Genomic DNA, 11,761 nt, shown 5'->3' with positions numbered 1-11,761 from the left:
CCGGGCCGCGGGTCGGGTGGCGGGCCGGCCCGCGGCGCTTCAGGCCCCTGCCGTCCCGCCGCCCGTCCCGGCGTCCGCGCCGGCGCCCTCGTCCGTCCCGGCGCCCGCGTCCGCGCCCGCGCCCGCGTCCGGTCCGGCGGGCCAGGCCCGCAGGGCGATCTCGGCGATCCGCTCCAGCGCGGCCCGGTCGGCGCCGTCACGGGCCTGGGTGGACATGCCCTGGATGACGGAGGCGTAGAAGCCCGCGAGGGCGTCCGCCTCCTCGGCGACCCCGGGGGGCAGCAGGCCGGCCGCCACGTCGGCGGTGATCTTGGCGGCGATCGCCTTCTTGTTGCCCTCCCGGACGGCGCGCAGTTCCTCCCGGACGTCCCGGGCGGCGTCGGTGGTGTTGGTGGCGCCGTCGACGACCAGGCAGCCCGGCGGGTGGCCGGGAGCGGCGTACTCCGCGGCGGCGAGCCTGAGCATGGTCTCGACGGCCTCGCGGGCGGTGGGCCGGGCGAGGGCCAGGGCGCCGTAGCGGCCGTGGGTGTCGGCGTAGCGCTGGACGGCGGCGGTGAACAGGCGCCGCTTGTCGCCGAACGCGGCGTACAGGCTGGGCGGGTTGATGCCCATCGCCTTGGTCAGCCCGGCCAGCGAGGTGGCCTCGTACCCGTGGCGCCAGAACTCGTGCAGCGCCGCGTCGAGCGCGGCGTCCCGGTCGAAGCTGCGCGGGCGTCCCTTGGTGGTCATGCCGGAATTCTATAGCGATCCCTACAGAGCGTGCTACGGTTCATCTGTAGCGACCACTACAGAACTCGGGGCGACACCGCCCCAGGAGGGGGAACTCCCATGTCCGTCACCGCTTCCGGCACGTCCGCCGCACCCGCCGCCCTGCTGGCCCGCACCGTGCGCGGCTCCGGTCCCGGTCTGCTGCTCGCCCACGGCGCGGGCGGCAGCACCGAGGCGAACTACGGGCCGATCCTGGACGGTCTGGCCGCCGGGCACACCGTGGTCGGCGTCGACTGGCCCGGCACCGGCGGATCGCCGCGCGCCACCGGCCCGTTGGACGCCGACGAACTCGCCGACCAGCTGGTCGCCGCCGCCGACGCCGAGGGCCTCGACCGCTTCGCCCTGGCCGGGTTCTCGCTCGGCGGCCCGGTCGCGATCCGCGCCGCCGCCCGCCACCCGGAGCGGGTCAGCGCCCTGGTGCTGACCGCGACCTTCGCCCACCGCGACGCCCGGCTGGACCTCGCCGCCCGGCTGTGGAGCGAGCTGTACGCCTCCGGTGCGCCCGGACTGCTCGCCGAGTTCCTGACCCTGGTGGCGTTCAGCACCGAGGCCCTGAACGCCACCGACCCGGCCGCGCTGCGCGGGGCGATCGACGCCCTGGCCGCGACGCTGCCGCCCGGCACCCCCGAGCACGTCGACCTGGTCCGGCGGATCGACGTGCGCGCCGACCTGGCCCGCGTCCAGGCGCCCACCCTGGTCGTCACCACCACCGCCGACCCGCTGGTCCCGCCCGCCCTGCAGCGCGAGCTGGCCGCGCGCATCCCCGGCGCCCGGTCCGTCGAACTGCCCACCGGGCACCTGCCGTTCGCCGAGCGGCCCGCGCAGTGGCAGGAGCTGATCACCGGCTTCCTGGCCGAGCACCGCGCCAGCGCCTGACCCGCACCACCGCCCGACCCGCACCATTCCCCTTTTCCCGCCTGCCACCAAGGAGTCCTGTCGTGCGTGCCGTCTCCCAGTCCACCGTCGGTGCCCCGTCCGTACTGCACACCGTCGACCTGCCCCGCCCCGTCCCGCTGCCCTCCGAGGTCCTCGTCCGGGTGCACGCCGCCGCCGTCAACCCCGTGGACGCGATGGTCCGTTCCGGCGCGTTCCCGCTGCTGGGCGAGCCGCCGTTCGTGCTCGGCTGGGACGTCTCCGGGGTGGTCGAGGAGGTGGTGCCGGGCGTGACCAGGTTCGCGGTCGGCGACGAGGTGTACGGGATGCCGTTCTTCCCCCGGCCGGGCAACGGGTACGCCGAGTACGTGGCCGTCCCGTCCCGGCAGTTGGCCCGCAAGCCCGCGAACCTCGACCACGTGCGGGCCGCCGCGCTGCCGCTGGCCGGGCTGACCGCCTGGCAGGCGCTCGTCGACACCGCGCAGGTCGGCCCCGGGCAGCGGGTGCTGGTGCACGCGGCCGGCGGCGGGGTCGGCCACCTCGCGGTGCAGATCGCCAAGGCCCGCGGGGCGTACGTGGTCGCCACCGCCAGCGGCGGGAAGGCGGAGTTCGTACGCGGGCTCGGCGCCGACGAGGTGGTCGACCACCGCAGCACCGACTTCACCGAGGTGCTCTCCGACCTGGACGTCGTCCTGGACGGCGTCGGCGGCCCGGTCGGCCCCCGCTCGATCGGGGTGCTGCGCCCCGGCGGCCTGCTGGTCACCCTGGTCGCCCGCACCGACACCGCCCTGCGCGACGCCACCACCGCGGCCGGGCGCCGCTTCGCCGGCGTCACCGTCGAACCCGACCGGGTCGGCCTGGAGGCGCTCACCGCCCTGGTCGAGGACGGCCTGCTGCGCCCGCACGTCGAACACGCCCTCCCGCTGGAGGAGGCGGCCAAGGCCCACGAGCTGATCGAACGCGGGGACACCCGCGGCAAGATCGTGCTGACCCTCTGAGGCCCCGGCCGGGGTAGGGGCAGGGGCAGGGCCAGGGGCAGGGCCAGGGGCAGGGGCAGGGCCCACTGAATTTCGACACTTGTTCATACAACTGTGGACTCGGGGCGGGTTCGCGCTCGCCCGCCCGGTCCATCCTCGGTTGTCGGTGCGACCGCACCGTGCCGCTTTCCCGTTGGGAGCCCCCGTGCGCAACTCCCGTTCCACCCTGGCCCTTTCCCTCTCCGCGGCGGCCGTCGCCGCGGCCGCGCTCGTCCCGCTGGACGGTTCGTCCGCCGCCGCGGCGGGCGGCGCGTACAACGGCCTGCCGAACGGCAGCAAGCAGGCCAAGACGCTGGTGATCGGCATCGACGGCACCCGGTACGACAAGCTGCTGGCGGCGGACGCGCCGAACCTGAAGGCGCTGATGGCCTCGGGCACCACGGCGACGTCGAACCTCTACGCGAACCCGCTGGCGCCGACGCTCTCCGGCCCGGGGTGGTCGACCATCGCGACCGGCGCGTGGCCGGACAAGCACCGGGTGCTGGACAACAACTTCACCGGTGCGCGCTTCGACCTGTACCCGGATTACGCGAGCCGCCTGGAGGCCGCGGACCCGGCGAACTCGACGCTGGTCATCGGCTCCTGGAACCCGATCACCGCGAACGTCTTCAACGGCACCGCCGACCTGCGGATCCCCGAGGGCGAGAACGACGCGAAGACCGCCTCGGACGCCGCCGACTACCTGGCGCACGGCAACCCGGACTCGGTGTTCCTGCACTTCGACGAGGTGGACGAGGCCGGGCACTCCTACGGCGGCGCGTCCGGCCAGTACCTGGCGGCGATCCACGGCGCGGACGGCCTGGTCGGGCAGGTGCTGACCGCGCTCAGGTCCCGCCCCTCGTACGCCGCGGAGGACTGGCTGGTCGTGGTCACCACCGACCACGGCCACACCGACGCGGGCGGCCACGGCGGCAACAGCGCCAACGAGCGGCAGACCTGGATGGTCCTCAACGGCCGGGGGTACGCGGCCGGGGCGCACCGCTACGACGTGAAGCCGGTGGACATCGCGCCGACCGTGCTCGAGCACGAGGGCGTGCCGGTCGATCCGGCCTGGGGCCTGGACGGCAGGCCGGTGGACGAGATCGTGCCGGACGCGTTCGACGCGCTGCGCCCGAGCCTGCAGACCCGGGTGGACGAGACCGGCATCGGCTCGACGGTCAAGGGCTTCACCCACATCCCGCCGGCCGGCTGGACGGTCGACGACTCGCGGATGCCGAGCGGCGGCGTCACCGAGTGGCGCGGCTGGGCGTTCGCCACCGACGAGTTCTGGACGGCGGCGCAGCTGGGCCAGGGCCGGGAGACCAACGTCCGGGCCCGCAACGTGTTCGCGGTCGCCGACTCCGACGAGTGGGACGACAGGTCGCACGGCACCGGCCCGTTCGACTCGACGCTGGTCAGCCCGGCCTACCCGGTGGCGGGCCGCACCCGCGGCACGCTGTCCTTCGCCACCGACTACAAGGTGGACGGCCCGCAGACCGGCGACGTGTACGTGTCCTTCGACGGCGGGGCCGCGCAGTTGGTGAAGTCCTACCGCTCCGACCTGAACACGGTCGAGCACCTGGAGGTGGCCGTCCCGGCGGGGGCGTCCACGGCCCGCTTCCAGTTCCGCTACACCGGCACCAACTCGGCGTTCTGGACGGTCGACCAGGTGGTCTTCGGCTGAGGCCGAGGCTGATCCCGCCCGGCGCCCGACCGGGTCCTCCAGCGGTCCTTCAGCGGGTCCTTCAGCGGGTCTTGAGGACCACGTCGGCCGCGAAGGCGACCTGCTCGGCCGTCAGGTCGGCGCGGGCGGTCAGCCGCAGCCGCGGGACGCCGTCGGGGACGGACGGGGGCCGGAAGCAGCCGACGGCCAGGCCCTCGTCCCGGCAGGCGGCGGCCCAGCGGACGGCGTGCTCGGGGTCGTCGGCGCGGACGGAGACCACGGCGCCGTCGGGGGCGGAGGCGTCCAGGCCCGCTCCGGCGAGCCGGTCGGCGAGTTCGCGGGCCACCCGCAGGGCGTCGGCGGCCCGGCCGGGTTCGGCGCGCAGCAGGCGCAGCGCGCCGAGGGCGGCGCCGACGGCGGCGGGGGCGAGGCCGGTGTCGAAGATGAAGGTGCGGGCGGCGGAGACCAGGTGGCGGATCACCCGTTCGGGGCCGAGGACGACGCCGCCCTGGGAGCCGAGGGACTTGGAGAGCGTCGCGGTGGCGACCACGTCGGGCTGCCCGGCGATGCCCGCGGCGGCTCCGGCGCCCGCACCGCCGGGGCCGAGCACGCCCAGGCCGTGCGCGTCGTCGATGACCAGGGCGGCGCCGTGCGCGCGGGCGGCGGCGAGGTGGGCGGCGAGCGGGGCGGCGTTGCCGTCGACCGAGAACACCGAGTCGGTGACCACCAGGGCGCGGGGTTCGGCGCGGGCGGCGAGGGCCTCGCGCACCGCGGCGGGGTCGGCGTGCGCGGCGCGGGCGACCCGGCCCCGGGCGAGGCGGCAGCCGTCGATCAGCGAGGCGTGGTTGTGGGCGTCGGAGACGATCAGGGTGTCCGGCCCGGCGAGCGCGGTCAGGACGGCGAGGTTGGCGGTGTAGCCGGAGGAGAACACCAGGGCTGCCTGGTAGCCGCAGAACTCGGCGAGTTCGCGCTCCAGCGCGGTGTGCGCCTCGGTGGTGCCGGTGACCAGCCGGGAGCCGGTCGCGCCGCCGCCCCAGCGGACGGCCGCCTCGGCGGCGGCCGCGGTGACGGCCGGGTGGCGGGTCAGTCCGAGGTAGTCGTTGGAGGCCAGGTCGAGCACCGGGTCGTCGGCCGGACGGCTGCGCAGCCGCCTGGTCAGCCCGGCCTCCTCGCGGACGGCCGCGGCCTCGTCCAGCCAGTCGAACACCCGCTCCGGACCCGCGCCCGCTTCCCCGACCTGCGCCCGTGCGTGCGCCTGTGCCACCATGCCCGGCACTCTGTCACCCGCCGCACGACCGGGGCAACGCGCGCCGCCCCGATGTGCGGCGTCCCACACCCGCGGCCCCGCCGCCGACGGGCGCGGCGGCGGGGCGGGCGGACGCGGGGACGGGTCAGTTGCGGTAGCGGTACATGATGCGGCCCCTGGTCAGGTCGTACGGGCTGAGTTCGACCAGGACGCGGTCGAACGGGAGGATCTTGATGTAGTTCTTGCGGATCTTTCCGCTGATGTGGGCCAGTACGTGGTGGCCGTTCTGCAGTTCCACCTTGAAGGTGGCGTTGCGCAGGCACTCGAGGACGGTGCCCTCGAGTTCCAGGCCCTTCGATACGCGCGGCAAGGGGTCTCGATTCTCTGGTGGGGAAACTGGGTGTCTGGCAGGAGTGTCCGTCAGGGGTGGACCAGGTGCAGGAGGTGGCCGGTCCGTTCGGCGCCGAAGTCCTCCAGGAGGGTGGTGGCGGCGGTGCGGGACCAGTCGACCTCGGCCCGGGCCGAGGTGGTGCCGGTTTCGTGCAGGGCGTGCAGGGCGTGGGCGAGCAGGGAGCGGCCGAGGCCGTGCCGCTGGTGGGCGGCGCGGACCGCGAGCAGGCCGATCCGGGCGGGGCCTCGGCCCCGGGCGCGGACCACGCGGATCAGGCCCGCGTACCGGCCCTCGTGGACGGCGACGGCGTACAGGGACGGGTCGATCAGAGTGTCCCCCGGTGGGCCGGGTCGAACCTCCGCGGGCATGGTGTGCCAGCCGGAGGCGGCCTCGACCTCGGCCCGGATCTCCCGGTCCAGCAGCCGGAGTTCGGCCTCGTCGGCCGTTCCGGCGGGCAGCACGGTGACCCCGGGGGCGGGGCGGGGGTCCGCCACGGCGGTGGGCAGGACGTACTCCCACTCCCGCCGTTCGGCGACGAACCCGGCCCGGCCCCAGCGGGCGGCCGACTCGGTGTCCTCCCCCGCGACCAGGGTGTGCAGGGGCGCGGGCAGGGCGGCGAGCATCGCGGTGGCCAGCGGCGCGAAGGCCGCGTCGTCCCACACGTCGATGCTCACGAAGCGGCGCCCGTCGGGGCGCCGGGACAGGTCCGCCTCGCCGACGACCACGTCGTCGGACAGGGCCTGCCACTGGGTCTCGTCGACCCGGATGATCTGCACGGTGTCGTTCATCGGCTCTCGCCTCTCAGGAGTGCTTGCGTTCTCACGCGGGCGCTCCCGACGACACCTGTGTCAGTCGTTACACCGTGGGGGAAGGGGGGAGCACCCGCCTCGATCCAGCTCTCATGGGGGAACTCACCTCCTCGCTTCCGTTCACGGCGATCCGAACAGTACCAACCCCCGCTCCCCCGTCCAAACGATTTACGGCTCCGCTCCACGGTCCCGCCGACCGCGTCCGACGTGCCGCCCGGGCCGCCCGGGCCGCGCGGGGTCCGGGCGGCACCGGGGCACTCACCCGGCGACGTCCACGAGGTGACGGTGGAGCAGGTCGTGCCCCTCGGGCGTGGGGTGCAGGCCGTCGGCGAGGAGGTCGGGGCGGTCGCGCAGCGGTTCCCACAGGTCGAGGTGGTCGACGTGGTGCGCGGTGGTCCAGGCGCGCAGGCCCTCGCGGAGGGCCGAAGCGCGTGCGCGGGTGAAGGACAGGCCGTCGTAGCGGGGGGCGCGTTCCTCGTCGAGCCAGAGGGGCCCGACGACGACCAGCCGCGCGCCGTGGGCCCGGGCCGTCGCCGCCAGGGCGTCCAGGCTCTCCTCCCACCGGGCCGGTCCGTCGCCGACCGCGGCCGCGTCGTTGATGCCCGCCGCGACCACGAGGGTGTCGGGGAGGCGGGCCGGCAGCAGGGCGGGGGTCTGCTCGGCGACCTCGGCGAGGGTGGCGCCGGGAACGGCGAGGTTGAAGACCCGGTGGTCGGTCTCGTTGCGGGCGATGTGTCCGGCGGCCAGGCGGGCCGCCCAGCCGCCCCGCGGGTCGCAGCGGCCGTAGGCGATGCTGTCGCCGACGATCACGATGCGGGAGGCGGGGCGCAGCGGTCGCGCGTCGAGGTAGGCCCAGGCGCTCGCGCCCGAGGAGAGTCGCACCCGGCGGCGGACGTAGTCGTCGACCTCGTAGGCGTCGGCGGCGGCCAGGTCGGCGTCGGTGAGGTGCAGGACGGCGCCCCGGACCTCGGCGCCGATCCGGCGCTCCAGCGTGAGGTGGACGTCGAGGCCGCTGGTGGCGACCACCTCGGGGTCGGTGATCCGGAGGGAGCGGGTCGCGTGTCCGGCGAGCGCGTCCGGCGTCCGGGGAACGGCCTGTCCGAAGAGGGCCTGCTGGACGCGTTCGTCCAGCAGGGTGCCGAAGGAGAACAGGGCGTGCGGGCGGGGCTCGTTCACGGAGGTGGGGTCCTTCGGGTGCAGGGTGCGCGCGGGCGCGTCCTCGACGGTGGACCCCTGAACGGTACGACGGCGCGTTCCGCGGATCGTGGGCGGGGCCGGAACAGGTGCGGGGGGCACCGTCCCCGGTCAGGCGACGGACAGCCACAGGGCCGCGGCGGCGGCCACGAGGAGGGCGAGGTTGAGGCCGATGCGGCGGTCGCCGCCGGTCAGGTGGACCGGGATCGCGCCGAGCTGGAGGAGGACCAGGCCGGCCGCCGCGGCGGGGGCGGGCCAGGGGGCGAGGGCGTCGGGCACCAGGAGGCCGAGCGCGCCGAGGAGTTCGAGGACGCCCAGGGTGCGGAGGGCGGGGAGCGGGACGCGGTCCACCCAGGCCATCATCGGGCGGAGCCGGTCGGGGCTGCGGAGCACCTTGAGGGCGCCCGCGTAGAGGTAGAAGAGGGCGAGCGGGACGGCGAGGATCCAGTGGGCGGTGCTCATGGCTGCGTGCTTCCCGTCGGTGCGTGGGCGTGGGCGCCGGTGGCGCCACCGACGAGTCCACCGCCGGGGCCGGGCGGCTGTCCAAGACCGGTTCCGTGCGGCCGATACCGGCTGGGTATCGTCGCAGCGTGGAGCTACGGACCCTGCGCTACTTCGTGGCGGTCGCCGAGGAACGGCACTTCGGCCGGGCCGCCCGCCGCCTGCACATCAGCCAGCCGCCGCTGAGCCGGGCGGTGCGGCAGTTGGAGGCCGACCTCGGCGCCCTGCTGCTGGTGCGCTCGCCCGCGGGCGTCGCGCTGACCCCGGCGGGCGCGGTGCTGCTGGCGGAGGCCCGGGCGCTGCTGGCGGGCGCCGAGCGGGCCCGACTGCGGGTGGGCGCGGCGGCCGGGCGGGCGGGCCTCACCGTCGGCATCCTGGGCGACGGCACCGACCCGGGCGTGCTCCGGTCGGCGGCCGCCTTCCGCCGCAGCCGCCCGGACGTGGACGTCCGGGTGCGGGAGACCGACCTGACCGACCCGACCTGCGGGCTGCGCGCCGGGCTGGTCGACGTGGCGCTGACCCGGGCGCCGTTCGACGGATCCGGCCTGGAGGTGCGCACGCTGCGGGCCGATCCGGTGGGGGTGGTGGTGCGCGCGGACGACCGGCTGGCCCGCCGCGAGCGGCTGCGGCTGGACGAGCTGGCCGACCGGCGCTGGTTCAGGTTCCCGCCGGGCACCGACCCGCGCTGGCAGGCGTACTGGCACGGCGGCGTCGAGCGCGAGGGGCCGGTGGTGCGCGGCGTGCAGGAGTGCCTGCAGGCGGTGCTGTGGAACGGCACGGTCGGCCTGGCACCGCTCGGGCACGAGCTGCCCGCCGGGCTGGCGGTGGTCCCGCTGGACGGCCTGGAGCCGAGCCGGGTGGTGGTGGCCTGGAACGCGGGCGGCTCCGACCCGCTGGTGCGGGCCTTCGTCGAGACGGCGACCGCCGCGTACCGCGCCTGAACTCCCGTGCGGGGACGGCGGGTTCCGCAGGCGCGGCAGGCTCGGGCTCAGCAGGCGCAGGAGATGCCCGAGCGCGGGGCGGTCAGGTCGTCGATCGGGCGCTGCTCGCTGCCCGCGGCGGTGTCGTACGCGAAGCCCTCGCGGGCCCAGTACTCGAAGCCGCCGAGCATCTCCTTGACCCGGTAGCCGAGGCGGGCGAAGGCCAGCGCCGCGCGGGTGGCGCCGTTGCAGCCGGGGCCCCAGCAGTAGGTGACCACGGTCAGGGACGGGTCGATCGTCCCCGGCGCGAGTTCGGCGATCCGCGCGGTGGGGAGGTGGACGGCGCCGGGGATGTGCCCCTGGTCCCAGGCGGCCTTGCTGCGGGTGTCGATCACCACGATGCCGGGCACGCCGGAGGTCAGGTCGGCGTGGACGTCGGAGACGTCGGCCTCGAAGGCGAGCCGGGCCGCGTAGTGGGCGGCGGCCTCGGCCGGGGCGGCGGCGGGGACGCTCAGGACGGCGCTGGTGACGGTGGCAGTGGCGGTGGCGGACATGGTGGTGCCTCTTTCCGGCGGTGCGGTGCGGGGGTTGCGGCGACCGGCGGGCCCGTTGTTGCGGTGGCCCCGGTCGGCGACGGCTCCAGTCTCGCGCCCCGCGCCCCCGCCCCACGAGTGGCGTGAGCGCCTACGGCCGTCAAGATCCCGCCAGCCCCGCCCGGTCCGCGGCGGGGCCGCGCAGGCGGGCGAGGCCGCTGTCCAGGGCGGCCTCCAGGTGGGTGGTGGTGCCGGTGGCCATCAGGATCAGCACGCCGCCCTGGATCCCGGCCACCAGGGCGGCGGCCTCCCGGTCGGCGTCCAGTCGCGGGTCGGTCGCGCCGTCGGCCTGCAGGTGGCGGATGCCCGCGGCGAGTTGGCGCTGCCACTGGGCGAGCAGTTCGCAGGTCACCGTCCGGGCCGCGTCGGTGGCCCGGCCGAGCTGGGCGAGTGCGGTGTGCAGCGGGCAGTTCGCGCCCTGGGCGCGGTAGCGGGCGAGGAGCTTGTCGCGCCACTGCCACCAGGCTCCCCAGGAGGTGAGGGCGCCCAGTTCGGGTTGCTGGTCCTCGATCACCCGGTCCGCCTCGTACCGGGCGACGGCGAGCAGCAGGTCGTCCTTCCCGCCGGGGAAGTAGTGGAAGAGCTGGCTCTTGCTGGTCGCGGTGCGGGCCATCACGTCCTCCAGCCGGGCCCCGAACACGCCGTGCTCGCGGATCTGTTCGGCGGCGCCCTCGACGATGCGCTGCCTGGTGGCGGCGCCCTTGGGGGTGAGCGGCACGGTTCTCCTCCGGAGGTGACGGGTCGGTCAGGGCAGCAGGACCAGCTTGCCGGTGGTGCGGCGGGATTCCAGGTCGGCGTGCGCGCGGGCGGCCTCGGCGAGCGGGTACCGGCCGGTGACCCGCTGGACCAGCTGCCCGCGCCGGACCAGGTCGAACACCTCGCCGGAGCGCCGCACCAGGGCTTCCCGGGTGGCGACGTGATGGTGCACGACCGGGTAGCTGAGCAGGATGCTGTGGGGCAGGTCGGTGGGCCGCAGCGTCGGGACGCCCATGAACGGGCCGTAGTAGGCGTGCACGCCGTGCGGGCGCAGCGCGAGCTGGGAGGAGCGGAAGGTCTCGGCGCCGCCGCCGTCGTAGACCACGTCGGCCCCGCGTCCGCCGGTGAGCTCGTGGACCTCCTGCTCGAATCCGGCGCCGGAGTGCACCAGCACGTGGTCGGCCCCGGCCTCCGCCGCCACCGCCGCCTTCTCCGGCCGGGAGACCAGGCCGATCACCCGGCCGCCGCGGGCTTTCACCAGCTGGGTCAGCAGCCGGCCCACGCCGCCCGCCGCGGCGTGCACGACGGCGGTGCTGCCGGGGGCGACGGGGTAGGTCTCGGTGGTGAGGTGGTTGGCGGTCAGGCCCTGCATCAGCAGGCCGCCCGCGACCTCGTCCGGCACCTCGTCGGGCACCTCGACCAGCGCGTCGGCCGGGACGGCCACCAGCTCGGCGTAGCTGCCGGGGTGGTAGAACCAGGCCACCCGCTGCCCGACGACCGGACCCGTGACGCCCGCGCCGAGGGCGACGACGTACCCCGCCCCCTCGACGCCCGGCACCAGCGGCAGCGTCCAGCCGTGCCAGGGCCGGGAACGGACGCCGACGTCCATGTAGTTGACTCCGGCCGCCCCCACCCGCACCAGCACCTCCCCGGGGCCGGGCACGGGGTCGGGGAGTTCGGTCCAGCGCATGGTCTCGGGGCCGCCGTGCGCTTCGATCCGGATCGCGTGCATGGGCTCTGCGCCTTCCTGCTCGGGCCCGGTTCCGCCCGGGCACGTCCAGCACGCTAGGCAGCGAAAAATGGACCGGCAA

13 protein-coding genes are annotated in these 11,761 nt (G+C 75.8%); 4 read left to right on the top strand and 9 right to left on the bottom strand.

The window, feature by feature from the left end:
• Nucleotides 1-39 precede the first annotated feature (39 nt).
• Nucleotides 40-729, bottom strand: a complete 690-nt coding sequence (locus QSK52_RS10200; RefSeq protein WP_285735625.1) for a TetR/AcrR family transcriptional regulator — start codon at nucleotides 727-729, stop codon at nucleotides 40-42.
• 99 nt (nucleotides 730-828) lie between these two features.
• Here QSK52_RS10200 and QSK52_RS10195 point away from each other — a divergent pair, with 99 nt between their 5' ends.
• From QSK52_RS10195 to QSK52_RS10185, 3 genes are all read left to right on the top strand, one after another.
• Nucleotides 829-1,644, top strand: a complete 816-nt coding sequence (locus tag QSK52_RS10195; RefSeq protein WP_285735624.1) for an alpha/beta fold hydrolase — start codon at nucleotides 829-831, stop codon at nucleotides 1,642-1,644.
• Nucleotides 1,645-1,706: 62 nt separating this feature from the next.
• A complete protein-coding gene (locus QSK52_RS10190; RefSeq protein ID WP_285735623.1) occupies nucleotides 1,707-2,639 on the top strand; it encodes an NADP-dependent oxidoreductase in 933 nt (310 codons plus the stop codon).
• A gap of 184 nt (nucleotides 2,640-2,823) precedes the next feature.
• Complete coding sequence (locus tag QSK52_RS10185; protein ID WP_285735622.1) at nucleotides 2,824-4,341, top strand: alkaline phosphatase family protein; 1,518 nt, start codon at nucleotides 2,824-2,826, stop codon at nucleotides 4,339-4,341.
• A gap of 61 nt (nucleotides 4,342-4,402) precedes the next feature.
• On the opposite strand, the gene QSK52_RS10180 is transcribed toward QSK52_RS10185, so the two are convergent.
• The 5 genes from QSK52_RS10180 to QSK52_RS10160 all read right to left on the bottom strand — a co-directional run bounded on the left by QSK52_RS10180 (nucleotide 4,403) and on the right by QSK52_RS10160 (nucleotide 8,422).
• Nucleotides 4,403-5,587 (bottom strand): 8-amino-7-oxononanoate synthase, encoded by a 1,185-nt coding sequence (locus tag QSK52_RS10180; protein ID WP_285735621.1) that lies wholly within the window; start codon nucleotides 5,585-5,587, stop codon nucleotides 4,403-4,405.
• Nucleotides 5,588-5,711: 124 nt separating this feature from the next.
• Nucleotides 5,712-5,936, bottom strand: coding sequence for a translation initiation factor IF-1 (gene infA, locus QSK52_RS10175; RefSeq protein WP_033216059.1), 225 nt, complete (start codon nucleotides 5,934-5,936; stop codon nucleotides 5,712-5,714).
• A 50-nt stretch (nucleotides 5,937-5,986) separates the two neighbouring features.
• Nucleotides 5,987-6,745 carry a GNAT family N-acetyltransferase gene (locus QSK52_RS10170; RefSeq protein ID WP_285735620.1) on the bottom strand — a complete coding sequence of 253 codons (759 nt, stop codon included), beginning with the start codon at nucleotides 6,743-6,745 and terminating at the stop codon, nucleotides 5,987-5,989.
• A 279-nt stretch (nucleotides 6,746-7,024) separates the two neighbouring features.
• Nucleotides 7,025-7,942 carry a GDSL-type esterase/lipase family protein gene (locus tag QSK52_RS10165; protein WP_285735619.1) on the bottom strand — a complete coding sequence of 306 codons (918 nt, stop codon included), beginning with the start codon at nucleotides 7,940-7,942 and terminating at the stop codon, nucleotides 7,025-7,027.
• Between the two features lie 129 nt (nucleotides 7,943-8,071).
• Nucleotides 8,072-8,422, bottom strand: coding sequence for a DoxX family protein (locus QSK52_RS10160; RefSeq protein ID WP_285735618.1), 351 nt, complete (start codon nucleotides 8,420-8,422; stop codon nucleotides 8,072-8,074).
• A gap of 128 nt (nucleotides 8,423-8,550) precedes the next feature.
• Here QSK52_RS10160 and QSK52_RS10155 point away from each other — a divergent pair, with 128 nt between their 5' ends.
• A complete protein-coding gene (locus tag QSK52_RS10155) occupies nucleotides 8,551-9,402 on the top strand; it encodes a LysR family transcriptional regulator (protein ID WP_285735617.1) in 852 nt (283 codons plus the stop codon).
• Between the two features lie 47 nt (nucleotides 9,403-9,449).
• Here the strand turns inward: QSK52_RS10155 and QSK52_RS10150 are convergent, their stop codons facing one another.
• From QSK52_RS10150 to QSK52_RS10140, 3 genes are all read right to left on the bottom strand, one after another.
• A complete protein-coding gene (locus tag QSK52_RS10150; protein ID WP_285735616.1) occupies nucleotides 9,450-9,935 on the bottom strand; it encodes a rhodanese-like domain-containing protein in 486 nt (161 codons plus the stop codon).
• A gap of 139 nt (nucleotides 9,936-10,074) precedes the next feature.
• A complete protein-coding gene (locus QSK52_RS10145; RefSeq protein ID WP_285735615.1) occupies nucleotides 10,075-10,692 on the bottom strand; it encodes a TetR/AcrR family transcriptional regulator in 618 nt (205 codons plus the stop codon).
• 27 nt (nucleotides 10,693-10,719) lie between these two features.
• Nucleotides 10,720-11,682, bottom strand: coding sequence for a quinone oxidoreductase family protein (locus QSK52_RS10140; protein ID WP_285735614.1), 963 nt, complete (start codon nucleotides 11,680-11,682; stop codon nucleotides 10,720-10,722).
• Nucleotides 11,683-11,761 lie beyond the last annotated feature (79 nt).

The organism is Kitasatospora phosalacinea (genome assembly GCF_030268885.1).
In the GTDB taxonomy this organism is placed as follows: Bacteria; Actinomycetota; Actinomycetes; order Streptomycetales; family Streptomycetaceae; genus Kitasatospora; species Kitasatospora phosalacinea_C.
This window is presented reverse-complemented; position numbering and strand designations above follow the sequence as displayed.

Coding starts and splice junctions, on each gene's coding strand:
- QSK52_RS10200 (WP_285735625.1), bottom strand. CDS start 729: ATGACCACCAAGGGACGCCCGCGCAGCTTCGACCGGGACGCCGCGCTC.
- QSK52_RS10195 (WP_285735624.1), top strand. CDS start 829: ATGTCCGTCACCGCTTCCGGCACGTCCGCCGCACCCGCCGCCCTGCTG.
- QSK52_RS10180 (WP_285735621.1), bottom strand. CDS start 5,587: ATGGTGGCACAGGCGCACGCACGGGCGCAGGTCGGGGAAGCGGGCGCG.
- QSK52_RS10170 (WP_285735620.1), bottom strand. CDS start 6,745: ATGAACGACACCGTGCAGATCATCCGGGTCGACGAGACCCAGTGGCAG.
- QSK52_RS10160 (WP_285735618.1), bottom strand. CDS start 8,422: ATGAGCACCGCCCACTGGATCCTCGCCGTCCCGCTCGCCCTCTTCTAC.
- QSK52_RS10150 (WP_285735616.1), bottom strand. CDS start 9,935: ATGTCCGCCACCGCCACTGCCACCGTCACCAGCGCCGTCCTGAGCGTC.
- QSK52_RS10140 (WP_285735614.1), bottom strand. CDS start 11,682: ATGCACGCGATCCGGATCGAAGCGCACGGCGGCCCCGAGACCATGCGC.